The sequence below is a fragment of the Methanothermobacter defluvii genome (assembly GCF_003385755.1).
GTDB lineage: Archaea > Methanobacteriota > Methanobacteria > Methanobacteriales > Methanothermobacteraceae > Methanothermobacter > Methanothermobacter thermautotrophicus.
On sequence record NZ_QREL01000001.1, the window covers coordinates 493968 to 516247 of the forward strand.

At 49.8% G+C, this 22280-nt stretch carries 24 protein-coding genes and 2 tRNA genes; 12 read left to right on the forward strand and 14 right to left on the reverse strand.

The genetic code is table 11. The features are described 5' to 3' along the window. Window positions 1-9: 9 nt before the first annotated feature. Window positions 10-675, forward strand: a complete 666-nt coding sequence (locus C7452_RS02730) for a hypothetical protein (RefSeq protein ID WP_115892147.1) — start codon at window positions 10-12, stop codon at window positions 673-675. Window positions 676-899: 224 nt separating this feature from the next. Here the strand turns inward: C7452_RS02730 and C7452_RS02735 are convergent, their stop codons facing one another. Next, window positions 900-1415, reverse strand: a complete 516-nt coding sequence (locus C7452_RS02735) for a CDP-2,3-bis-(O-geranylgeranyl)-sn-glycerol synthase (protein WP_115892148.1) — start codon at window positions 1413-1415, stop codon at window positions 900-902. A 148-nt stretch (window positions 1416-1563) separates the two neighbouring features. Here C7452_RS02735 and tes point away from each other — a divergent pair, with 148 nt between their 5' ends. The 6 genes from tes (at window position 1564) to C7452_RS02765 (ending at window position 7241) form a co-directional block, all read left to right on the forward strand. After that, entirely contained in the window at window positions 1564-3048 is a 1485-nt protein-coding gene (tes, locus tag C7452_RS02740; RefSeq protein WP_115892149.1) for a tetraether lipid synthase Tes, read from the forward strand. A 15-nt stretch (window positions 3049-3063) separates the two neighbouring features. Beyond that, window positions 3064-4041 (forward strand): beta-ribofuranosylaminobenzene 5'-phosphate synthase, encoded by a 978-nt coding sequence (locus tag C7452_RS02745; protein ID WP_245942806.1) that lies wholly within the window; start codon window positions 3064-3066, stop codon window positions 4039-4041. 61 nt (window positions 4042-4102) lie between these two features. Then, the gene (gene hacB, locus C7452_RS02750) at window positions 4103-4615 is read left to right on the forward strand and encodes a homoaconitase small subunit (protein ID WP_115892151.1); all 513 of its coding nucleotides are present in this window, start codon (window positions 4103-4105) and stop codon (window positions 4613-4615) included. A 2-nt stretch (window positions 4616-4617) separates the two neighbouring features. Further along, entirely contained in the window at window positions 4618-5226 is a 609-nt protein-coding gene (locus tag C7452_RS02755) for an HVO_0476 family zinc finger protein (protein ID WP_115892152.1), read from the forward strand. A 32-nt stretch (window positions 5227-5258) separates the two neighbouring features. Next, window positions 5259-5912 (forward strand): protein-L-isoaspartate O-methyltransferase, encoded by a 654-nt coding sequence (locus C7452_RS02760; RefSeq protein WP_173402629.1) that lies wholly within the window; start codon window positions 5259-5261, stop codon window positions 5910-5912. 54 nt (window positions 5913-5966) lie between these two features. Further along, a complete protein-coding gene (locus tag C7452_RS02765) occupies window positions 5967-7241 on the forward strand; it encodes a tRNA (N(6)-L-threonylcarbamoyladenosine(37)-C(2))-methylthiotransferase (RefSeq protein ID WP_115892153.1) in 1275 nt (424 codons plus the stop codon). 253 nt (window positions 7242-7494) lie between these two features. On the opposite strand, the gene C7452_RS02770 is transcribed toward C7452_RS02765, so the two are convergent. Next, window positions 7495-7567 (reverse strand) — tRNA-Phe (locus C7452_RS02770). 4 nt (window positions 7568-7571) lie between these two features. Then, window positions 7572-7643, reverse strand: a tRNA-Val gene (locus C7452_RS02775). A gap of 359 nt (window positions 7644-8002) precedes the next feature. On the opposite strand from C7452_RS02775, the gene C7452_RS02780 reads away from it, so the two are divergent. Beyond that, window positions 8003-10132 (forward strand): PAS domain S-box protein, encoded by a 2130-nt coding sequence (locus tag C7452_RS02780; protein ID WP_115892154.1) that lies wholly within the window; start codon window positions 8003-8005, stop codon window positions 10130-10132. A 64-nt stretch (window positions 10133-10196) separates the two neighbouring features. On the opposite strand, the gene C7452_RS02785 is transcribed toward C7452_RS02780, so the two are convergent. Then, the gene (locus tag C7452_RS02785; RefSeq protein ID WP_010876457.1) at window positions 10197-10688 is read right to left on the reverse strand and encodes a rubrerythrin family protein; all 492 of its coding nucleotides are present in this window, start codon (window positions 10686-10688) and stop codon (window positions 10197-10199) included. Window positions 10689-10857: 169 nt separating this feature from the next. Then, window positions 10858-11064, reverse strand: coding sequence for a histone HmtA1 (gene hmtA1 / locus C7452_RS02790; protein ID WP_010876456.1), 207 nt, complete (start codon window positions 11062-11064; stop codon window positions 10858-10860). Between the two features lie 152 nt (window positions 11065-11216). Here hmtA1 and cofH point away from each other — a divergent pair, with 152 nt between their 5' ends. After that, window positions 11217-12332 (forward strand): 5-amino-6-(D-ribitylamino)uracil--L-tyrosine 4-hydroxyphenyl transferase CofH, encoded by a 1116-nt coding sequence (cofH, locus tag C7452_RS02795; protein WP_115892512.1) that lies wholly within the window; start codon window positions 11217-11219, stop codon window positions 12330-12332. Window positions 12333-12441: 109 nt separating this feature from the next. Here the strand turns inward: cofH and C7452_RS02800 are convergent, their stop codons facing one another. From C7452_RS02800 to C7452_RS02815, 4 genes are all read right to left on the reverse strand, one after another. Further along, window positions 12442-12795: a cyclophilin-like fold protein gene (locus C7452_RS02800; protein WP_115892155.1), complete on the reverse strand. Its 354-nt coding sequence runs from the start codon at window positions 12793-12795 to the stop codon at window positions 12442-12444. Between the two features lie 15 nt (window positions 12796-12810). Continuing rightward, window positions 12811-13476, reverse strand: a complete 666-nt coding sequence (gene deoC, locus C7452_RS02805) for a deoxyribose-phosphate aldolase (protein ID WP_048060904.1) — start codon at window positions 13474-13476, stop codon at window positions 12811-12813. Between the two features lie 9 nt (window positions 13477-13485). Further along, window positions 13486-15093, reverse strand: coding sequence for a tRNA uridine(34) 5-carboxymethylaminomethyl modification radical SAM/GNAT enzyme Elp3 (locus tag C7452_RS02810; protein ID WP_115892513.1), 1608 nt, complete (start codon window positions 15091-15093; stop codon window positions 13486-13488). A gap of 83 nt (window positions 15094-15176) precedes the next feature. Next, the gene (locus C7452_RS02815; RefSeq protein WP_115892156.1) at window positions 15177-16202 is read right to left on the reverse strand and encodes a M50 family metallopeptidase; all 1026 of its coding nucleotides are present in this window, start codon (window positions 16200-16202) and stop codon (window positions 15177-15179) included. Between the two features lie 73 nt (window positions 16203-16275). Between C7452_RS02815 and C7452_RS02820 the strand changes: the two genes are divergently transcribed. The 3 genes from C7452_RS02820 (at window position 16276) to C7452_RS02830 (ending at window position 17448) form a co-directional block, all read left to right on the forward strand. Then, the gene (locus C7452_RS02820; protein ID WP_048060903.1) at window positions 16276-16545 is read left to right on the forward strand and encodes a PRC-barrel domain-containing protein; all 270 of its coding nucleotides are present in this window, start codon (window positions 16276-16278) and stop codon (window positions 16543-16545) included. 13 nt (window positions 16546-16558) lie between these two features. Beyond that, entirely contained in the window at window positions 16559-16858 is a 300-nt protein-coding gene (locus tag C7452_RS02825) for a DUF2098 domain-containing protein (RefSeq protein ID WP_048060902.1), read from the forward strand. Between the two features lie 110 nt (window positions 16859-16968). Continuing rightward, window positions 16969-17448: a DUF308 domain-containing protein gene (locus C7452_RS02830; protein WP_115892158.1), complete on the forward strand. Its 480-nt coding sequence runs from the start codon at window positions 16969-16971 to the stop codon at window positions 17446-17448. A 57-nt stretch (window positions 17449-17505) separates the two neighbouring features. On the opposite strand, the gene C7452_RS02835 is transcribed toward C7452_RS02830, so the two are convergent. The 5 genes from C7452_RS02835 to cbiD all read right to left on the reverse strand — a co-directional run bounded on the left by C7452_RS02835 (window position 17506) and on the right by cbiD (window position 22271). Further along, on the reverse strand, window positions 17506-18030 hold the full coding sequence (locus C7452_RS02835; protein ID WP_115892159.1) for a DUF2115 domain-containing protein: 525 nt from the start codon (window positions 18028-18030) through the stop codon (window positions 17506-17508). A 106-nt stretch (window positions 18031-18136) separates the two neighbouring features. Beyond that, window positions 18137-18604 carry a DUF2115 domain-containing protein gene (locus tag C7452_RS02840; RefSeq protein ID WP_115892160.1) on the reverse strand — a complete coding sequence of 156 codons (468 nt, stop codon included), beginning with the start codon at window positions 18602-18604 and terminating at the stop codon, window positions 18137-18139. Further along, window positions 18591-20663, reverse strand: a complete 2073-nt coding sequence (hel308, locus tag C7452_RS02845) for an ATP-dependent DNA helicase Hel308 (RefSeq protein WP_048175506.1) — start codon at window positions 20661-20663, stop codon at window positions 18591-18593. The genes C7452_RS02840 and hel308 overlap by 14 nt, the downstream gene beginning before the upstream one ends. A gap of 11 nt (window positions 20664-20674) precedes the next feature. Beyond that, complete coding sequence (gene moaC / locus C7452_RS02850) at window positions 20675-21148, reverse strand: cyclic pyranopterin monophosphate synthase MoaC (protein ID WP_197538717.1); 474 nt, start codon at window positions 21146-21148, stop codon at window positions 20675-20677. A 28-nt stretch (window positions 21149-21176) separates the two neighbouring features. Continuing rightward, window positions 21177-22271 carry a cobalt-precorrin-5B (C(1))-methyltransferase CbiD gene (gene cbiD / locus C7452_RS02855; RefSeq protein ID WP_115892161.1) on the reverse strand — a complete coding sequence of 365 codons (1095 nt, stop codon included), beginning with the start codon at window positions 22269-22271 and terminating at the stop codon, window positions 21177-21179. Window positions 22272-22280: the final 9 nt, after the last annotated feature.

Genomic DNA, 22280 nt, shown 5'->3' on the forward strand with positions numbered 1-22280 from the left:
GCTGGTTCCATGAGGTTAAGGATTGTTCTTGCAGCCATTGTGGCGGTCCTTGTTACCACAGTCGTGGTACTGAACCTCTCTGAGCATTCAACCATAGGCTCGGATTCAAGGGGGTACGTGACGAGGGACATCTACGCCCACTATGGTGAGCAGAGTGTAAAGATAGCCATTGTAACTGGCATACATCCAAGGGAAGAGGTATCGATAGCCCCTGTCCAGTGGGCTGGACGTGTATTTGCCCTGCTCCCGGTGGAGGTTATAATCTACAGCATCAACGTCGAGGACAGTCCACAGGATTATTCAAGGGGAAGAGCCAACGGTGAGGGTCTTGCAGCCACCTACATCCTCCCTGATATAAAGAGGTCAGACTATGACCTCGTTGTAATTGCACACGCCCATAAACCTGGCTACGGTGAGGGATTCTATGTAGCAACCCCCCAGATGGACAGGGCATCCGTGGAGATCGCTGAAAGGGTTAAGGAGGATGGATTCAACTATTACCCGGTCTCGGGCAGGACTAAATACAGAAGCTCATCAGGAAGGCTCTTCTCAAGGCCCCTGGCAGCTGCAGGGTACCCAACGCTCGTCTATGAGGTCCCTGAGTGGTCATCACCCCTTGAGGTGTTTTTCATGACCATCAAGCTCCTAAGGAGTAGCAGTTCCCTTCTCTCCTGATGCATGGAGGACCGTGGAACCGTCAAGATAAATTAGTGAGATGGTTTTATGTGTATTGAATAGGGGGCTGAAAATATGGTCCTCTTTGCCCTGCTTCTGTGTGCATGATTCAAGAAAGAAATAAATCCTGAAATGGGCATTTTTTCATGTCCCTGAAAAGATCACAGGACGCCCCTTCAGCACCCTCTCAGGAAACCCATTATTTTTATCGGTTATTCATTCCATCAGTACCAGACGTCCTTCATACCTAGGAGGTAGGCGATTATGTTGGCTGAGAGATGAAGAACCAGTGTAATGAGCATTATGAGGATTATGTAATCAATGGGTGGCACAACAATGGGGGATACCAGTATCAGGGCTCCGAAGACGAAATCGAGCTGGTCAAGAATTGGTGCGGGCCTGCCCCTATCTATCTTAAGCCTTCTTTTGATGAAACTGCCTGCAGCATCACCCATAAGGGCTCCGAATCCGAGAAGAAGCCCTGTGATGGCGCCAGTCATTATTGAACCTGAAAGGAGGCCCTGAATTACTCCCACCACCAAACCGACACAGGTACCAGCAGCGGTACCCCTCCAGGTCACACCATCACCTATGAGGCGCCGCCCATCAGTGAAGGTTATCCCCATATCAAGGGGCTTACCCCCACCAAAGACGAGACCACTTATATTTGCCATATATGCGGGTAACATAAAGTATATTACATAGAGAACATCTATAATATTGATAATATCGGTATTCAACTGTACACCTCGCAAAGATTTTAAGACCCCACGAGAGTGGGTTAGATTTAAAGAAGAGGATACATGGATAATTTCAAGGATCAGATATATAACATTTGCCGATGAATTGATCAATGCATTTTAACATCCAGATTAACAGGTGACTGTTGTGGTAATAAAGAAAACTAGGAGCCTCTGTCCTGAATGCCTCAGACCGGTTGATGCAGAGGTCTTTGAGGACGAGGGCAGGGTTCTAATAAGGAAGGAATGCCCGGAACATGGAAAATTTGAAAATGTTTACTGGAGCAATTCCAAGGTCTACCATAAGGCGGAAGATTTTGATGAGGAAGGTGAGGGCCTCCTGAATCCACAGACAGACCCCATGAAGGGATGTCCACTGGACTGTGGGCTCTGCCCTGAGCACGAAAGCCACACTGTTCTTGGTCTTATTGATGTCACCAATCGATGCAATCTTAAATGTCCCATCTGTTTTGCCAATGCAGCAGTGTCCAACTACCTCTATGAACCAACCTATGAAGAGATAAGGGAGATGCTGCGAAATCTCCGCAGAAACAGGCCGGTTCCAACACCTGCGATTCAGTATGCAGGGGGTGAGCCCACCGTCAGGAAGGACATAGTCGACCTGGTGAAACTTGCAAGGGAGGAGGGCTTCACCCATGTGCAGATAGCCACCAACGGTGTCAGACTGGCGCGTAAACCTGAACTTGCAGCTGAACTCAGGGAGGCAGGTCTCAACACGGTTTACCTCCAGTTCGATGGCGTCACAGAGGAACCATATATTACATCCAGAGGTAAAAACCTCCTCCCCATAAAACTGCAGGCAATAGAGAACTGTAGAAAGGTTGGTCTTGGCATTGTCCTTGTGCCAACACTGGTGAGGGGGCTGAACGACAACCAGGTTGGGGACATCATAAGGTTCGCAATTGACAACATTGACATAATAAGGGGCGTTAACTTCCAGCCAGTATCCTTCGCAGGAAGAACCCCCGCCGACAGGGTTGAGGAACAGCGCATAACGATACCAGACTTCCAGAAACTGGTGGAGGAACAGACAGGGTCAGAGATATCCATGGATGATTTCTACCCTGCATCATCTGTCCGCCCGATATCTGACTTCGTGGCTGCCATTGAGGGAGAACCCCAGGTAACCTTCACATGCCACCAGCACTGCGGGACAGCAACCTACATATTCATAGAGGACGGTAAGATAATTCCAATAACAAGGTTCATCGATGTCGACAGGTTCTTTGAGGTCCTCGAGAAGGGTAAGGATGAAATCGAGGAGGGAGGAATAGCTGCAAAGGCAAGGGTGATTGCAAGATCAGCAATAGAACTCCCGAAAACCCTGGATAAATCAGAGGCTCCGGAATCAGTGGATATAAAGAGAATACTCACATCCATATTCAAGGAGAGGTCCTACACTGCCCTCGGTGAGTTCCACTACAACACCCTACTTATATCATGCATGCACTTCATGGACCCATGGAACTTTGACATCGACAGGGTCAGGAGGTGCGTCATACACTACGCCCTCCCAGACGGTCGTATAGTCCCCTTCTGCACAATGAATTCGATACACCGGGCAGATGTTGAAAGGCACTTTGCAAAGCCCCTTAATGAATCAAAGGATTAAGGAGTGGTAATTGAATTGATCATAAACACACCATCCAGACTCCACCTCACCCTCATAGACCTCAACGGTGAGAGGGGCCGCCTTGACGGTGGAGTCGGGATCACACTCAATGAACCGGAACTTGTAGTGGGCCTTGAGGCCTCAGAGGATATGGGAGTTGAATTCACCTCTCATGCTGAAGGGAAGCTAAGGGAGGAATACAGGTCAAAGATAATGGAGGCTGCAAGGAGAACCCTCAGGCACATAGGGAGTGATGAAAAGTTTCATTTCACCGTAAGAAGCATGTTCCCTGCCCACTCTGGTCTGGGTTCAGGGACCCAGTTGTCCCTTGCAACGGCAAGACTCGTAGCAGAGTACCATGGAATGAAGTTCCCTGCAAGGGAACTCGCACACATTGTGGGAAGGGGAGGAACCTCAGGTATAGGAGTGGCGTCCTTTGAGGATGGAGGATTCATAGTGGATGCAGGCCACAGCAGCAGGGAGAAGTCAGACTTTCTGCCATCATCTGCCTCAAGTGCCTCACCACCACCTGTAATTGCAAGGTATGATTTTCCTGAGGAGTGGAACATCATAATAGCCATCCCCGAAATCGACAGATCCGTTTCAGGGAGGAGGGAGGTTAACATATTCCAGGAGTACTGCCCCATCCCTCTGCGTGACGTTGAGAGGCTCTCCCACATAATACTCATGAAGATGATGCCCGCTATCCTTGAGGGGGACATAGAGGCCTTCGGAGAGTCGGTCAACGAGATACAGGGCACTGGATTCAAGAGAATCGAAAGGGAACTCCAGGACCCACTCATCGACAGGATAATAGATTCGATGATATCTGCAGGGGCTGCAGGTGCAGGTATGAGTTCCTTTGGACCTGCGGTCTACTCGGTCACCGATGAAAAACCGGGAAATGTGGCTGGAGCCGTGGCCGAGATCATGGGTCCCGGCAGGATAATAGTAACAGGGGGCCGCAACAGGGGAGCCTTCATGATAAAATGAAGCCCCGAGCTGACTGATGATGTTTTCATGGACCAGATAGAATACCAGTAAGGGAGATACAATGGAAGGAATCATAAGAGGAAGAGTATGGAGATTCGGTGACAACGTGGATACAGATATGATTATACCGGGCCGTTACCTGAGGACCTTCAGTCTGGATGAACTGGCCTCCCATGTGATGGAGGGTGCAAGACCCGAATTTGCCTCTCAGGTCAGGAAGGGAGACATTATCGTCGCCGGACGCAACTTCGGCTGCGGATCATCAAGGGAACAGGCCCCTGTCGCCCTGAAACATGCAGGTGTGGTTGCAATAATAGCCGAATCCTTTGCAAGGATATTCTACAGAAACGCCATAAACATAGGGTTACCTGTTATAATGGCAAAGGTCGAGGCTGATGACGGGGATGAAGTATCCGTCGATCTGAGAAGCGGTCAGATCAGGAACCTCACAGCAGGCAGTGAATACCGGATGAAACCCTTCAATGAGTACATGCTATCAATCCTCGAGGACGGCGGACTCGTGAATCACTACCTTAAAACACTTGATACTGGCATATCAGGAGATGAGGGGTAGAGATGCAGTGCCCTATCTGTGGATCAGGATCATTCAGGGTCCTGAAGAGCAGAACCGATGAGTCAAGGTCAAGGAAGATAAAGCATCTTGTGCTTGAATGCGAGGAATGTGGCACGGTTTTCAGGGACAGCATCGTCATTGAAAAGCCCCGGAGCCACAGGATAGTGGTCAGTGAGCACGGGAAATCCTACCGGGATGAGGTGGAACTGTACCCTGGTGAGGAACTATCTGCAGGCGACGCCATCACCGTTTCAGGCAAACTGGTTGAGGTGACCTCCCTTGAACTCAAAGGTGGTAAGAGGGTTGATAGGGCCACTGCAGACGATATCGAGACGGTATGGGCAGTTTCACTTGAGGCACCTGCACGTGTCGGTGTCTCGGTTGACCTCCATGGTGAGGTCTACTCAAGGAAGGTTGAGATCGACAGGGATTTCATCTTCAGGGTTGGTGACGTCCTGAAAATCGGTGAACACGTCTTCAGAATAAAGAGCATGAAGACAGGGGACAGGATGATAAGGAGGGGCTCAGCACCCGCACACAACATTAAGAGGATCTACGGAGTCCCGGTTAATATGAGGTTCACCCATGACCTGACAGACAGGGTGGTGTGATCCCTGAATTTCGGCTGATCTGCTGTGGTCACATGATGGATGAGAGAAGGAGAATGGTTCAGGACCTCATGGAGAGGGGATACATAAAATCTGAGGCCGTCAGGAGGGCCATGGAGAGGGTGCCCAGGGAGGAGTTTGTCCCTGAGGATGAGAGGCACAGGGCCTACATGGACATGCCACTCCCCATAGGCGAGGGTCAGACCATATCGGCACCCCACATGGTTGCCATGATAGCTGAGATCCTTGACCTTGAACCCGGGATGAAGGTCCTTGAGATAGGCACCGGCTGCGGCTACAATGCAGCTGTTATAGCTGAAATCATAGGACCCGAGGGACACCTCTACACCGTTGAAAGGATAGGGAGCCTCTATGAAAGGGCCCGCAGAAAACTCAGAAGCCTTGGATACGATAACATAACGGTCATACACGGCGATGGCAGCCAGGGATTCGCTGATGAGGCACCCTACAGCAGGATATACGTGACTGCAGCGGCACCGTACATCCCGGATCCCCTCATGAAGCAGCTGGAGATAGGGGGAAAACTTTTAATACCCGTGGGTTCTGATAAATTCTATCAGGAACTGGTTCTGATTGAGAGGACCTCCGCCGACGACTACAGGTCCAGAAATCTCGGCGGGGTCGCCTTCGTCCCGCTGATAGGGAAGCATGGATGGAAATTCCACTGAACTGGAGACCACAAATCCATTTTTTTCAGGTTAACATTTAAAGAGTGATTTCCAATGGATGGTATCAGGGTTTATATAGAGACATTTGGATGCACATTCAACCAGGCAGACTCTGAGATCATGGCAGGCGTCCTCAGGGAGGAGGGCGCTGTGCTCACAGGAATCGATGATGCTGACGTCATAATTATCAACACATGCTATGTTAAGCATCCCACGGAGCACAAGGTTATAAACAGGATAAAAAAGATACAGGAGACCTACCCTGAGAAGGGCCTTGTTGTGGCTGGCTGCATGGTCGAAATAGACCCCTCTAAACTTGAGGCCATCTCAGGGGATGCCTCATGGCTCGGCCCACACCAGCTGAGAAGGGCGCCTCAGGCTGTAAGGGCCGCCAGTAATGGTCTGGTTGAGCGCATAACCGGATTCACGTCAGATGTGAAGGTGAAGGTCCCAAGGGTCAGGTCAAATCCTCTTATACACATCATACCGATATGTGAGGGGTGCAATGGTAGCTGCAGTTACTGCTGCACCCGGTTTGCCAGGGGAAGAATCCAGAGTTATCCATCGGACCTCATCATCAGTGAGGCAAGGGAGGCAGTGGCCAGTGGCTGCAGGGAGATACAGCTCACAGCACAGGACACAGCCGCCTATGGGGTGGATACCGGCGAAAAGCTCTCAAACATCATAAAGGGGATATCAGGGATCCCCGGGAATTTCAGGATACGTGTGGGTATGATGCACCCTGCAAGCGTCCTCAGGGATCTTGATGGACTTGTTGAGGCATTCAAATCAGAGAAGGTCTACAGCTTCCTTCATCTCCCGGTGCAGAGTGGCAGTGACCGCGTACTCGGGGATATGGAGAGGGGACACACAGTGGATGAGTTCCGGATGATTGTTGAAAGGTTCAGGTCAGAGATCCCTGACATATCCATCGCAACGGACATAATCGTTGGCTACCCCACAGAGGAGTGGGAGGACTTCATGGATACATGCAGCCTCCTTGAGGAGGTTAAACCCAGCTTCATACACCTCTCAAAGTACCGGCACCGCCCACGTGCCAGGTCATCTTCACTTGATGAGATAGACTTCAGGGAACTCCGCAGACGTTCCAGGGCCCTTGAGGAACTCAAGATGAGGATAACTGAAGAGGAAAACAGACGGCTGGTGGGATCATTCCAGGAGATACTCGTTGTTGAGAGGGGAAGGAAGGGGGGTTTCATTGGAAGGACGGGTTCATACATCCCGGTTGTTACAGAAACCGGTGAGCCAGGGTCCTTCAGGAGGGTCAGGATAAGGGATGCCACGGGGACATACCTCCTGGCTGATTAGAATCCCTCATTCAATGGATTCTGCGGTCCTCTCCTGACTAATTTTTAAAATGATGGGTTTTCAGTGATTAAGCATATGCTTTGGATCTTCTCACGAGACCATCGCAAAAATAGAAGATGAACTCCATCTCCGATAAACACAGATAAGCTGGTCACAGAACTGGTTTTTAAGAGTCAGTTGATAAGTAGTTGCTATAAATTAATTTTTTAGGGTCTCAAAAAAACCTTAATCAAAATATAGAGGTGGTTATAAGTGCCGTGGGCCGGACTTGAACCAGCGACATCCAGATCTTCAGTCTGGCGTTCTCCCAACTGAACTACCACGGCATGATGGGCCGGACGAGATTCGAACTCGTGATCACCTCCGTGTCAGGGAGGTATCATACCCCTAGACCACCGGCCCGTGTTCCTTCTAAAGTATGGAAGTGGTCATATATAACCTTTTCCCTTCATGGGGGGTGATCCGATGATAAAGGCACCCTTTATGCCTGTAAAGGGTGTGATGGACACATTAGCTCAGGTGGAGTTCATCCACCGATACAATTTTGAATTGGAGCGTTGAAGATTCATTTATCCCATCAGATTCTGTTAGATATTCAATGGTAAATGTCTGTCCATGGAACAATTTAAGCTAATGTTAAATTTGATGGTTTAACTTTAAGTATAACCTTGTGAATAATGTAACTTGAAACCATAAATCCATGTGATCACATCTAACATCATCATCTGATTAAGCTGGTACACTTTGATGGGGGATGTTTCTTGACCTACAAGAGTCTTCCTGTTGCAGAAAAGATACAATCATACTGGAATAGAAGAGCCCGGCTGGTAATTGTCACATCATTCACCATACTCTGCGCAGCAGCCACCATCTACTTTCACATGATCCTCGGCGTTGAAATAGTATTCACCCACCTATTTTACATACCCATGGTATTCGCTGCGGTATGGTTCGGGAGAAGGTCTTTCCTAGTGACGGCCTTTCTTGGCACCGTGCTCCTTGTGACTCATGCCCTCGCATCCCTCGGTGGATTCCAGGATGATGCCATGCGTCTGTCTGTGATGTTCTTTGTTAATGCCATCACCGTGATCCTATCAGAGTCCATTGGGGAATCAGAGGAGGCACTGGCAGAGAGTGAGGAGAAATACAGGACAATAGTCGAATCTGCAAGGGACGCCATAATAACCGTTGATGGGAATGGGAGTATTGTATCATGGAACAGTGCAGCGGAGAAGATATTTGGTTACAGAGCAGCTGAAATGATGGGTAGGCACATCGACACCATAATCACAGAGGAAAACCTTGAAAAGCACGATTTCAACAGGATTATTGACAGAGAAATTTCCATCATGGTAACAGATGTTGAGGGTGTACGGAAGGATGGAACAAGGGTGCCGGTGGAGATATCTGTCTTCAGCTGGAATTATATGGATGAAAAATTTATAACAGCCGTCATAAGGGATGTAACTGAAAGAAAAATGGCAGAAAATGCCTTGATTGAAAGTGAAAGAAAATTCAGAGCGGTTTTCGATGGAGTTGAGGACATAATAACCATCGTTGAGATCAGGGAAAATGGTCTTCCCGGTAAATATATTGAGGTTAACAGGGCGGCAGTTGAAAAGCTGGGCTATTCCAGGGATGAATTCCTCAGCATGACACCTGCCGATATGGGGGTAAGCAGGGAACAGTCATATGATATCATAAAAAAACTCCTCAGAAGTGGGAGAGTGACATTCAACAGGACCTACATCTCCAGGGATGGCAGGAGGATACCTGTTGAGGTTAACTCAACACTACTTGAACTTGGGAAGATGAAGGTGGCTGTATCGGTTGCAAGGGATATAACACAGAGACTGGAGAACGAAAGGAAACTGCGAGAGAGTGAGGAGAAATACAGATCCCTCTTCAACCTCTCACCAGAATACATACTCCTCCTGGATCCTGAGGATGGGAGGATACTTGATATGAACTCAACCCTCGCCGGGACCCTAGGAATTCCATCAGAGGAACTGAGGGGAAGATCCATCTATGAACTGGAATTCCTTTCTGATGATGTTAAGACGGAATTCAGGTCCAAAATTGAGGTGATAGAGAGGGATGGCACTCTGGAACCCTATGAGATGGTCCTTACAGATCCATCTGGAAGGGAATACACCGTGAGGATATACAACAAGCTCATACACGCAGAGGGAAGGGAATGCCTCCTTATTGTATTGAATGACATCTCTGACCTCAAGAGGACCCAGAGTATGCTTGAGAAGTCCCTTGCTGAGAAGGAGCTCCTCCTCAAGGAGATCCACCACAGAGTCAAGAATAACCTCATGATAATATCAAGCCTCCTCAGCCTCCAGTCCAGACAGGTCAAGGACAGGGAGACCATGGATCTTTTCAGGGAGAGCGAAAACAGGACACGGTCCATGGCCCTGATCCATGAGAGACTTTACCGTTCAGAGGATCTGAAGAACATTGACCTTGCAGAATACCTGGGTAGACTCGCATCGGAGATATTCAGGAGTTACTCTGCGGATTCACGTATCCGGCTGAACCTGGAGATAGATGAATTAAAGGTTGATGTGGAGACGGCTGTCCCCCTGGGTCTCATAGTAAATGAACTTTTAACAAATGCCGTGAAGCATGCATTCCCTGATGGGGAGGGCACGGTAACGGTTTCCCTCAGTAAGAGGAACGGCACGGTTACCCTTGAGGTCAGTGATGATGGTGCAGGTTTTCCAGAGGATATTGACTGGGAGAGTAGCCCATCACTCGGACTGCAGCTTGTAAGAAGCCTCACTGAACAGATCGATGGTAAGGTCGAGATGATTTCAGATGGGGGGACAACCTTCAGGATAATATTTACAGAGAAGGGTCTGGTCCTCAATAATTCTGGTTAGTGGCATTTAATACAAAGTTTCTGGGACTTTAATCTGCTGTGAATATGCTAAAAGAAAGTTGAGGTTAATCTATCTTTTTGAACTCGTCCTTTGGAGCTCCACAGATAGGGCACCTTGAAGGAGCCTCGCCCTCAACGGTGTTACCGCACCAGTTGCAGACGTAGTAGTCCACCTCAACGTTACTTCCAAGGTTCTCCAGGGCCTTCTTGTACAGCTCTGCATGGATCTTTTCAACCCTGTTTGCAACGTCGAAGCTCCAGCGAGCCTGTTCATGGCCTTCGGCTTCGGCCTCCTCAATGAAACCAGGGTACATATCCTCGAATTCAGCTGTTTCTCCCTCTATTGCCTCCCTGAGGTTCTCCTCGGTACTCCTGACAGCATCCATGGCATCAAGGTGGTTCATCGCATGGACGGTCTCTGCCGCCGCGGCTGCACGGAAGAGCTTTGCGACCTGGTGGTATCCCTCTTCATCTGCCTTCTTTGCAAAGGCAAGATACTTTCTGTTTGCCTGGGACTCCCCTGCAAAGGCTTCCTTCAGGTTATCCATTGTTGACATAAAAAATCACCTCACTGCTTATACCAGTAATAATATATTATCATCAGTTATATATCTTTATTGCAGATACAGAAGGGACTGGAGATACAATCAGGAAGCAGAGGCCCTAAAATTAGATTAAAATTTGCAGTGTCCCTAAAAATAAATAAATAGTAGTAATAAGACCTAATTATAACTGTTTAGCGGCCATTTCTATGTCTGTGGCTTTAACAGTTTTTCTGCCGGCGTGTTTTGCAAGTTCAACGGCTTTGCGTGAGATTTCTTCACCCATTTCTTCAAGGGCCTTTGCTAAAGCCTCTTTTGCATCATCACTTATTCTCTGGGCACCGGCATTTTTTATTATTCTACCTACTGGTGCAATTGGTAATTCAGCCATAATTTCACCTCCAAATTAAGCTGGTACGCTCTAATATTTAAATTTATTGGTTACGGGTGATTAATGGACCACATGGACCATATGGGGTTGAATGGGTGTGGATCTCACAAAAACCAAAAATTTTAAACTTGCATAACCAGATACTAAATCGCATGTTTGGCACCATGAACATCAAAACCCGCACAAAAAAAATACTTCAGAAGGCGATGGATGAGCCAATCACAAAGGAAGAAGCCCTCTATTTGATGGGAGTAACCGGCAGGGATCTCCAGGCCCTTATGATAGCTGCAGATATGGTTAGGGAGGCCGAAGCCGGTGACAGGATAACCTACATCGAGAACTGGAATATAAACTTCACCAACATATGCTCGGGGCAGTGCGGGTTCTGTGCATTCAAAAGGGATGCTGTGGATGGTGACTCCTACTACCTTGAAACAGAAAGGATCCTTGAAATCGCAGCAGAGGCCATTGAGAAGGGGGCCAGGGAGCTGTGCATACAGGGAGGTCTCTACCCGGGACTCGACACCTACTTCTATGAGGACCTCATAAGGACAATAAAATCCGAGTTTCCGGACATCCACCTCCACTCCTTTTCCCCAATGGAGGTCTATTATGGGGCTCAGAATGCTGAATTAACGGTTGAAGAGGCCCTGAAAATACTTAAGAGGGCTGGCCTTGGTTCAATGCCAGGAACAGCTGCAGAGATACTGGATGATGATGTCAGGGCAGTCATATGCCCCACCAAGCTGAGTACCGCTGAATGGGTTGAGGTCATAGAGACAGCCCACCGTGTGGGGATACCCACCACCTGCACAATGATGTACGGTCACATAGACGGGCCTGAACACCGTGTTGAGCACATGGATATACTGAGGAGGATCCAGGAGAAGACCGGGGGCTTTACAGAGTTCGTACCCCTCCCCTTCATGCACCCACACGCACCCATCTACCGTGAGGGGCTGGCAATGCCCGGAGCAACGGGTGCAGACGACCTCAAGGTTTATGCAATATCCAGGCTCATGTTCAGGGGTCTCATTGAGAACATACAGGCCTCATGGGTTAAACTGGGATTCAAATTTGCCCAGGTGGCCCTCCTTTCAGGTGCCAATGACATAGGGGGCACGCTTGGTGAGGAGAACATTTCAAGGTCCGCCGGGGCATCACATGGTGTGAGGACAGAGCCTGAAGAAATAATAAGGGTTGTGAGGGACATAGGAAGGATCCCTGCAAGAAGGGACACCCTTTACCGTGAGATAGAGGATGTCTAGCACATCCGTAATGTAATTCTCCAGAATAAACCCTTCCTTTTCTATTGTAATAGATCTACTTCCCTTCCTATTGGGATGAATTCAGGGAGGCTCACCCCCTTTCAGCAGGTTACTCTTCCCTTTCTATTATTATCCTGTCACCCTCATCCACACTGAAGAAGAGCTCAAGGTTTTCGGTTACCCTGCCTATGTGGTTCACAGGTGAATAGGGCTGTGTTGATCCAAAGAAGATGCACAGGGCATAACCGGGCGGCCAGTAGGAGATGTCACCAGGGGAGGCACTATCAGAGGGGTTCTCATAGTCAAGGTCGAGGGGTATGTCAAAGTAGACCTCTTTCATCCAGAGGAGGGCCCTCCCCTCAATAGGAAGGCTATCATAGATTCTACTTGCAGATTCAGGGTTTCTATCATCAAGTTCACCGATGGCATGGCCCTTACCCTCAACGGTTATCCTTATCCTCATGGTCCTCACCAGCCACTACCTCCATCCCTCGATTATCTGTACACCGGTTGATGTCCCGATCCTGTCTGCCCCGGCATCTATCATCGCAAGGGCTGTTTCAAGATCCCTTATTCCCCCGGATGCCTTGACTCCCATCTCATCACCCACCGTTTTCCGCATGAGCATCACATCCTCAACTGTGGCGCCGGCCAGTCCACCATAGGCTGTTGATGTTTTAACGAATGCCGCACCAGCCTCCTTACTTATAAGGCAGGCTTCAACCTTCTCCTTGTCTGTGAGATAGGCTGTTTCAAGTATAACCTTGACGGGGACGCCGGCGGCATCAACAACGCCGCTGATATCCCTGTATACGAGCTCCCTATTGCCTGACTTCATGGCCCCGATATTCATGACCATGTCCACCTCACCGGCCCCGTTCTCAACAGCCTCAGAGGCTTCAAGGGCCTTAACGCGGGGTGTACTGACGCCTGCCGGGAAACCAACAACTGAGCAGACCGTCACATCGGTCCCCTCAAGGAGCTCAGCCGCCAGCCTGACATTGGTGGGTGTGACCACCGCGCACCTGAAGCCGTAGCTGACTGCCTCCCTGCATAGCCTCTCAATATCATTTTCTGTTGCATCAGCCCTCACATTGGTGTGGTCTATAAGTGATGCAAGTTCCTCCCTTGTTTCCACATTCATTTTAACCACCTAAAGTTTCTTTGCCATGTAGGGGCCCTCCCTCCGGTATCCAAATTTGCTGTAGTATTCACGGGCACCTATCCCACTTGTTACAAGTATCTTCTCCATTCCATTATCAGCCGCCAGGGACTCTGCCCTTGCAAGTAGCTCCTCACCGTAGCCCCTGTGCTGACCAACTGCATCCCCCCTTTCTCCTATGGGGAGCATTGAACCGTATACATGCAGTTCCCTTACAAGGGCTGTTTTATCATCGACCTCGGGGCGGTGGGCCTCCTCTGATGGGAACCTCAGCCTCAGGAAACCCACAAGGACGTCATTCTCAGGGTCCTCCTGGGAGAGGAAGAACTCCCGCCCACCGGTGGCTTTGTACTCCTCCACCATGAGGGTAACAGCATCCTCGTCGACCCTCACACCCCTCCTTGACATGTGTCCAACCTCACGGCACCTTATACACCTGCACCTCACCCCCTCCTCCTCCAGGCGCCTGTAGACCAGTTCACCGAGGTTGGACTTCCTGACACCGTCCACTATGAGCTGTGAGGGAATATCCCTCTGTATCCTCATGGTCCTCACCCACTTCGGCATCATCTTCTTTATCTCCACGATAAGTTCAACCGCCTCCTCAGTGGAGTAGGGCTTATAGAGGCCCCTCTCCCATAGGCTGTAGAGTTCGCTGCCACGGGTCACAAGGCAGGGGTATATCTTGATCATATCCGGTCTGAAGGAGGGGTCCCTGAATATCCTCCTGAATATGCGCAGGTCCATTTCAAAGTCTGAGAACAGGCCGGGCATGAGGTGCATGGCAACCTTCACCCCGGAGTCCCTGAGGATCCTGTTGGATTCCACCACATCCCTTATGCTGTGGCCTCTCTTGATCCTCTGGTAGATGTAGTTGTATATGGTCTGAACTCCCAGCTCGACCCTGGTAACCCCCAGGCCCAGCATCCTGTCCACGTCCTCCTCCCTGCAGTAGTCTGGCCTTGTCTCGAAGGTCATGCCAACGCATCTCACCGGCGAGGACTCGTTTAGTCTCTGGGCGTCCTCAACCTTCACGTATCCATGGTGTTCTGGCACATCCACCCTGATGCCCCTGAGTTCCGCCCCGAAGTCCACCATGGCCTTGAGGCACATGGAGATGAACCACTCCTGGTAGCAGAGGCTGTGGGAGGGGAAGGTCCCCCCCATAACTATGAGTTCAACCTTATCCACGGGGTGACCTATGCTGTGGAGCTGCTCCAGGCGGTTGTAAACCTGCCTGTAGGGGTGGAAATCGTACATCCTAGCCCTCAGGGCTGCAGGTTCCTCTCCAGTGTAACTGGGAGGTGCCTTTTCACTCTCCGGACAGTACAGGCACCTCCCATGGGGGCATTCCCGGGGCTGGCACATTACAGCGACGACAGCAACCCCTGAGATAGTCCTTGTGGGTTTTTTTCTCAAGAGGCCCTCTATAACCTTTTTCTCCTTAGGAGTCGCATGTTCAAGGATTTCAGAGTTGCTCATGAATCTCTCAAGTCCCATTTCACGGCAGACCCTGTGCTTGAACCTCTCAAGGTCCTTCCGGGTCCTTATTTTACCTGAAATTATTTCATCGATTATGAGGCGTGACGCGTCCTTCATGATCCTGATCCCCTGTTTATAGGTGTTCATCCATTACGTCGGTATTCATTCGGTTGTTCATCCATCGAGTTTTTTTGTCCTGGTTATTTGGTTTTTTTGTTCATCAGGTTGAGTGTTCTGACTATATCTGTCCTTGAAATTATACCTGTGAGTTTACCGTCCCTCATCACAGGGAGCCTTCCAAGCTGCAGCCGGTTCATCTTCTCAAGGGCTCCTGTAACCTCCTCATCATCTCCCACTGTAACAACGTCCCCTGTCATGACATCCTCCACCCTGAGGTCCCTGCTGGCATCAGATATATCATGGAAGGTAACAATACCCCTCAGTTCACCGGCCTCGGTCACAGGATAACCCATGTGCTTTTCACGGAACATCACATCGAGGGCCTCCTTAACCGTCATATGAGGGTGAAGGGTCACAGGGTTCTCTGTCATAACATCTGCCACCCTGACACCCTCCAGGAGTGATGAGATGAGGGTTGCCTGGTACTCCTGCTCTGCTCCGATGTAGATGAAGAAGCCGATGAGTATCAGGAAGAAGTTGTAGAAGAGACCGGTTACGGCCATCAGGACCGCTATGATTTTTCCGAGGTTCGAAGCTATCCGGGTGGCCCTGATGTAACTCAGTCTCTCAGCCAGGATGGCCCTCAGTATACGGCCACCATCCATCGGGAAGGCAGGTATGAGGTTGAAGATTGCAAGAAGCAGGTTCACAGCAAGGAAGTCACCTGCGAAAGTTGCAGCAGCTCCTTTCAGACCAAAGAAGAGCGGGACCGCCGTGATGAGGGCCATGAGTATATTTGTGAGGGGCCCGGCGATTGATATCATGAACTCCTGGCGTGGGATGCGGGGTATCTCCTCCATCCTTGAAACCCCACCGATGGGGAGCAGAAGTATGCTCTTTATCTTCACACCGAACCTCAGGGCAACGTAGGAGTGGGCCAGTTCATGTATCACCACGGTTACAAATACAAGGGTTATTAGAACTGCAAGGTTCACTGAGAGGAATCCAAGGTAGGCGAGGATGTATATGAACAGCATCAGCAGTAGAAATGAGAAATCGAGTTCAATGGGTATCCCTGAGACACTGAATATTTTAACTGAAGTCATGTTCTATTATATGGGGTGCTATGAATAAATCATTTTTTATAGCATGACTGACATAACACTTTATGGTGTTCAAATGAAGGTGACGGAGTTCCTCGGTCTTAAGGTGCTGGATAAAAATGCAATGGAGATAGGTAAGGTCTCTGACCTGGAGGTGGATCCGGAGGAGGGCCTCATAAAGTCCCTCATAATATCCAAGGGTGAACTGTCCCTCAAGCAGAGGACCTTCATCGTTGATATGGAGAGTGTCAGCCGGGTCGGCGATTACGTCGTCCTTGCAATAGCTGCAGATGAGGCAGAGGAGGCCCCCGAAGAGGAGGAATCCATGGAGATATCCCCTGAATGAGGGGTTGAATGGCATGGAGGTAAAGGACATAAACGGAAATGTGCTGACGGTGGGAATGGCTGTACGTTACACTGGAACAGGGACCACCGGTGAGATCTCAGCCATCAAGGTTGAGGATGGCGAGGGATGGGTCCGCCTTGAGGACTCAGACCTCTGGTACAATACAGGATACCTGGAGGTTGTGGATAAATCCGAACTCCGGAGGGCGGTCAGGAAGGGGGGTCGCGGTGACACCATTGACCGCATCAGGAAGATGAAGGAAGACTTTGAGGATGTGGATATGGGTTCAGAGGTATGTGATGGTGGTGGTTGATCTGCATCACCTTTTCTTTTCCTGCTGAACCATCTACTGATTTTTTTCTATCTGGATTTGACCTCTTATTAAATTCATATTAGTATATACAATGAAAGGGGGGTGAAAGTGTGTCTGATACAAAGATTCCAGGTCTCATATCTCTGATCCTGGGGATCCTTGTGATTCTTTTCCCGGTGTTCTCAGTGTTTACCCTGAGTGTCCTCACGGGTGTGGCAGTGCTCTTTGTTGCTATCTGGCTCTTCCTGCTTGGTTCTGGAACATGGAAGGTTAGCAGGGGAGCTGGGGTGCTCTACATTCTGTTGGGGGTGCTTGGTGTAATCGTTGCAGCGACCATTGCAGGTAATGTGGCTCTCTTCAGTTTCCTAGCGGCATTCTGGATATACATAACGGGTATAATCCTTATAATTGCAGGTATAACAGCTCTTTTCTCAAGGGAACACAGGGCTGGAAGGGCTGCAGCCATATCTGTTGTGGTTCTGGGATTCATCTATATAATCCTGGGGATATTCGTAAGCAACCCGGTATTCCTGGCCTTCCTGATAGGCCTATCACTGGTAATTGATGGAATCGGTCTCCTGATGTATTAGGAGATAAGAAGAGAGAATAACCTGCTTTCAGGCTTCTGGTACGGGTCTCGTGACGTATCAGGAGATATCAGGGTCCTGGATGCTGACACAGAAACGGCAGAGGGCACCGGGAGTGTTTATCTGTCTGTCCTTGACAGGACAGTAGAAGACATTTCCCTCCCTTCTAACCGTGAAACCACCGGGAAAGCGGGTCCCCACTGGATGAACGGGTTCCTTCCTTACGAATGTGACGTAGATTGTTATTATACGGGCGATCTTCTGAAAGCACCTTTCATTTTCTGTTTTTGCCTGGCTTAACTGCTGGTCAAGGAAGTCTATGAATTCCTTTAACCTTGCGGTGTCAACATGACCCGGGTAGATGTTTTCATCATTCTTTATATCCCTTATCCTGTTAAAGAAGGCCCTGGTGAACCTTTCGATGAACTCCTTCTGTTCCCTGGGCGGCAGGTACCTGGCGTCTTCCCTCAGGTAGACCGATGCACTCATTATATCCTTTATATGGACAGAGGATGCCTCCTTTTTAAGCATTTCAAGGAGCTGCATCTCTGTCATCTTCTCTGGAATATCACTGCTTCTTATCATCTGCTCACGACCTGCACTCTGGACGATTTCGGGATATTTTTTCTGATGATTTGCTGAGGGTATCCCTATTTATCACAGTAGACAAGGGCTGAATCCTCCTGGAAGATCAGGGAAGTGGGGTCTGTCTGGCGATACAGATATCACATAGGGCTTCCGGGTTATCCTTCTGTTTATCCTTAACAGGACAGTAGTAGACACCATCCTTTTCTTCAACCTCAAAACCTCCAGGAAATGGTGTTCCTGGAGGGTGCAGCGGTTCCCCCTTAACATAGGTTCTGTATAAAACTGTTAAACCAACAATTTCCGGAGCATGGATTTCATCCAGCCTTTTAAGGGCATCCCTGAGGCTGTAACGTGCATCATCCATTTCAGGCGTCCCTGAGAACCCTGCCTTAAGGTCAAGCACGGAGTCGACAACCATGGACATATATGCATCCACATATATTGCCCTGTATCTCTCCTGAACAAATCTGCAGCTCCTTTCTAGGAAGACACGCACCTCCATCAGATCATACACACCTAGAGTGGCTGCCATGTTCCTCAGAGCCATTATGAGGGCATCAGAACCTTTCACAGTACCTTCTAATAGCCTCTGCCATTTTTGGTCCGATTCCATCAATACGTTTAAGTTCATCTTCCCGCACATGTCGCAGATCCTCACCAAAGGTTTTGATGATCCTACGGGCCCGGACTCTTCCAAGCCCTCTCACACCAACCACAAGGGGTATGGCATCCTCTTTCACACCATAATAGAGCCTTGCAGAAAGAATTTCGAGTTGACTGGAGTGCCTGTATACTCCCATTATCTCGCAGATCTTACCAAAGAATTTAACGATTTTTGAGGCTTCGTAGGCCGAGCGCCTCGTTGAAGCAGCGTAAACATGAAACGCATTCTCTATTTCATATTCTGTTCTCTCATTGATCCACTCAATCAGAGCAGCTGCCGTCGCCTCTTCGTTCCCGACGTCCATGAGGAAGAGCCCATGTTCCATCAGCTTATCACGGACAGGGTCCCGGCTCTTCCTCCCCTTGAATGATATCAGGGGCATGTCAGGTGTCCTTGTTATCTCATAGATGAGGCGGTATATGTCCATCTCATCCATCTCTGATGCAAACTGGTGGAGTTTGATGGCTGTCTCCACACTGTAATTGGATTTTGCTATGAGGAGACCGAACTCTGTTGCTGAGAATCCTTCAGGGCCAGGGTAGAGGATTCTGTTCCTCATAAGGTACTCTGTGGCGTTCTCGACCTCATACTGGATAGCGTCCATCCCGAATGAATCACTGAAGGGACCCTCAACCATCTGGTAACCATAGAATGTGTTCCTGAAGAAATCTGCCAGCTCCTCCGTGGTTCCTGAGAGACCGGAGGCGACCTGTGCAATTATCTGTCTGTAAAGGGCGTCCCTGTTCTCTATGATGCGTGAGGTGGTCCTCTCGACTTCACCCCTGATGTAGTACTCCTCCAGATCCAGGGCCTCATCATGGCTCCTGGCTATGAGGTAGGAGTAGCCGGCATCATCATACTGGGGCCGCCCGGCCCTACCAGACATCTGCTCATAATCAAATACAGGGATCCTCCTGGGGCCCTGACTCGTCCACCTTGTGTAGTCCCTTATCACAACTGTCCTTGATGGGAGGTTGACTCCGTACATGAGGCTGGGGGTGGCGGTTATCATCAGTATATTCCCATCCCTGAACTCATCCTCTATTATCTCCCGCTGCCTGTTGAAGAGTCCTGCATGGTGGAATGCGATCCCTGCCTCCAGGCATTCTGCAAGTTTCAGGCAGGTGGAGGTTGGAGGGGATCCCCTGGACTTTGGAACCTCAAGAACCTTCCCGGCCACCTCCCGGAACCTCTCCACCATGTCAACAGGTATCCTCCCTGATATCTTATCTGCAAGGTGGGATGCGAGGGACTCTGTGAACCTCCTGGTGGATACGAAGGCGAGGGTCTGGCTCCCATCCTCAAGGGACCTCTCAAGAACCTTGAGGACAACATCGTTCTTTTCCCTGACCCCGAACATCTCAGTGTCAAGGACCTCCCGATGAAGGGGAACAGGCCGGTAGTCGTGCTCCACAACCCTTGCGTCGAGCCATCCGGCTATCTCATCCATATTTGAGAGGGTTGCAGAGAGTGCAACTATACGTACTGATGGATTCAGGGTCCTTGCCCTTGTAATTGCAGACTCGATTACCGGGCCCCTCGTGTACTCTCCTATCATGTGGAATTCATCAACGATGAGGAGGTCAACCTCCCGGAGGATATTCCATGAGAACTTGGTGAGGCTGTCGAAGGATTCAAAGACCATGACCGCGATGTCAGAGGTCCGCGGGTCCTTACCGACCCTTATACCGTGTTCTTCAAGTTCGCGGAATTCCTTTATCTTTTCGTTCTGGATGGATAGAAGGGGCACTGTGTAGATCACGCGCCCACCTTCCATGACCGTTTTCAGGGCTGCAATGATACCCAGGAGGGTCTTTCCGCTGGCGGTGGGTATGGCTATTATGTAGTTGTCCTCTGATTCAAGGTAACCCGCTTCAATGGCACTCCTCTGGGCAGGGTTCAGCTCCCTTATATGGGGGTAGCAGTCCCCGAGGATCTGTCTCATTTCAGGTGGGAGGGACTTCATATGAACACGCCTCAGAGTTCCAGCTTTTCCTTTTTAATGACTCTTATGTTGCTGATGGCCGTTTCAGGGTACTGGCCATCATCGTCCTTCTCAACACTTTTGACCATGTCCCATATTGTGAGCAGGGCAACGGATACACCGGTTACGGCCTCCATCTCAACACCAGTCTTCCCATCGCATCTCACAGTAACCCTGGCGGTGATCCGGTCATCATGCAGGTCAAATTCAACATCAACACCTGTGAGGGGGAGGGGATGGCAGAGGGGTATTATTTCCCAGGTCCTCTTAACGGCCCCTATGGCTGCTATCTGGGCCGTTGCAAGCACGTTCCCCTTTTCAATCTTCCTTTCACGGATTAAGTTTATGGTGTCTTTACGCAGGAGTATATGGCCCTCGGCTGTTGCGGTTCTCCTAACAACTGGCTTTGAGCCCACATCAACCATGCGGACCCCCTTTTCATCTGTATGGGTGAATTCTTTCATTATCATCACTCATGAATTTCTTTGATGGATTCTAAAATACTTCAGTAAATCTGTGGTTCCTTTTAGTCTTGAAGTTTGAGTTGAGGATCCGGCCATCCAGGCTGAAAATCAGGACATCGGTATCAAAGGAGAACCTCTCATTGAATCTCTCCCTTATGGCATCTGCTATGCTGTTGAAGACCCTACCTGTCAACCCTTCACCCTCGAGTTCAGATATCATCTCCTCAACGGTCCCATCGTTGAATATTCTGGTCACCGTATCTCTGGAGGCACCCATGAGGGCTGCATGGGCAGCCATTATCTCGCGGCGGGCATCTGCATCTGAACTCCGGGTCTGGAATATGCCGGCAGACAGCTTGATCAGTTTACCTGCATGGCCCATGAGTATTATCCGCTCAATCCCCCTGCCATCGGCCTCCTCCAGCATGTAGCCTGGGAAGTTGGCCATCTGGATTATCCTCTCATCCTCGATGGATTCAAAGTACTCCCTGGCGAATCTCTCCCCTATGTTACCCGGTACAAATACGAGTTCCCGGAAACCCCTGGCGGTGGCGATATCGATCTGACAGGCAAGGGATTCCCGGTATGCCTCGGTGGACATGGGCCTGGCTATGCCTGTTGTCCCAAGGATGGAAATACCCCCGATGATCCCGAGACGGGGGTTCATGGTCCTGGAGGCTATCCTATCCCCCCCGGGCACAGACACTGTGACCACAGCACCCTCATCATCCCTGAGGTGTTCCCTGAGGTTCTCCTCTATCATTCTCCGGGGGACAGGGTTTATGGCTGCTTCTCCGGGGGGGACCTGGAGACCGGGCTTTGTGACGATTCCAACACCCTCACCACCCCTTATCATGATTTCAGGGGTCTCTGTGATCTGAACAGTGGAGATGATCTCAAGATTCACGGTGACATCAGGGTCAGGGTAGGGTCTCTTGATGACACAGGCCCTGGCGGTGTCACCTGAGATGCGCTCAACATATTCAACGTCAACCTCCAGGATCCCGGATGGGGTCCTGACCCTGACCTTACTGGCTTCACAGCCCTTCAGACACAGGAGTGAGGCGAGGGCTGCTGCGGTGGCAGCTGTTCCAGTGGTAATCCCGAATACCCTCTCATCATTCATCAGAAAAAT

What these genes read in the sequence shown, in the direction of transcription:
- C7452_RS02765 (WP_115892153.1), top strand. Translation starts at nt 5,967, where the DNA reads ATGGATGGTATCAGGGTTTATATAGAGACATTTGGATGCACATTCAAC.
- deoC (WP_048060904.1), bottom strand. Translation starts at nt 13,476, where the DNA reads ATGAATGTGGAAACAAGGGAGGAACTTGCATCACTTATAGACCACACC.
- C7452_RS02820 (WP_048060903.1), top strand. Translation starts at nt 16,276, where the DNA reads ATGAAGGTGACGGAGTTCCTCGGTCTTAAGGTGCTGGATAAAAATGCA.
- hacB (WP_115892151.1), top strand. Translation starts at nt 4,103, where the DNA reads ATGGAAGGAATCATAAGAGGAAGAGTATGGAGATTCGGTGACAACGTG.
- C7452_RS02755 (WP_115892152.1), top strand. Translation starts at nt 4,618, where the DNA reads ATGCAGTGCCCTATCTGTGGATCAGGATCATTCAGGGTCCTGAAGAGC.
- hmtA1 (WP_010876456.1), bottom strand. Translation starts at nt 11,064, where the DNA reads ATGGCTGAATTACCAATTGCACCAGTAGGTAGAATAATAAAAAATGCC.
- C7452_RS02800 (WP_115892155.1), bottom strand. Translation starts at nt 12,795, where the DNA reads ATGAGGATAAGGATAACCGTTGAGGGTAAGGGCCATGCCATCGGTGAA.
- cofH (WP_115892512.1), top strand. Translation starts at nt 11,217, where the DNA reads ATGTTTGGCACCATGAACATCAAAACCCGCACAAAAAAAATACTTCAG.
- C7452_RS02760 (WP_173402629.1), top strand. Translation starts at nt 5,259, where the DNA reads ATGATGGATGAGAGAAGGAGAATGGTTCAGGACCTCATGGAGAGGGGA.
- C7452_RS02835 (WP_115892159.1), bottom strand. Translation starts at nt 18,030, where the DNA reads ATGATAAGAAGCAGTGATATTCCAGAGAAGATGACAGAGATGCAGCTC.
- hel308 (WP_048175506.1), bottom strand. Translation starts at nt 20,663, where the DNA reads ATGAAGTCCCTCCCACCTGAAATGAGACAGATCCTCGGGGACTGCTAC.
- C7452_RS02785 (WP_010876457.1), bottom strand. Translation starts at nt 10,688, where the DNA reads ATGTCAACAATGGATAACCTGAAGGAAGCCTTTGCAGGGGAGTCCCAG.
- C7452_RS02730 (WP_115892147.1), top strand. Translation starts at nt 10, where the DNA reads ATGAGGTTAAGGATTGTTCTTGCAGCCATTGTGGCGGTCCTTGTTACC.
- C7452_RS02815 (WP_115892156.1), bottom strand. Translation starts at nt 16,202, where the DNA reads ATGACTTCAGTTAAAATATTCAGTGTCTCAGGGATACCCATTGAACTC.
- C7452_RS02810 (WP_115892513.1), bottom strand. Translation starts at nt 15,093, where the DNA reads ATGAAGGACGCGTCACGCCTCATAATCGATGAAATAATTTCAGGTAAA.
- cbiD (WP_115892161.1), bottom strand. Translation starts at nt 22,271, where the DNA reads ATGAATGATGAGAGGGTATTCGGGATTACCACTGGAACAGCTGCCACC.
- C7452_RS02825 (WP_048060902.1), top strand. Translation starts at nt 16,559, where the DNA reads ATGGAGGTAAAGGACATAAACGGAAATGTGCTGACGGTGGGAATGGCT.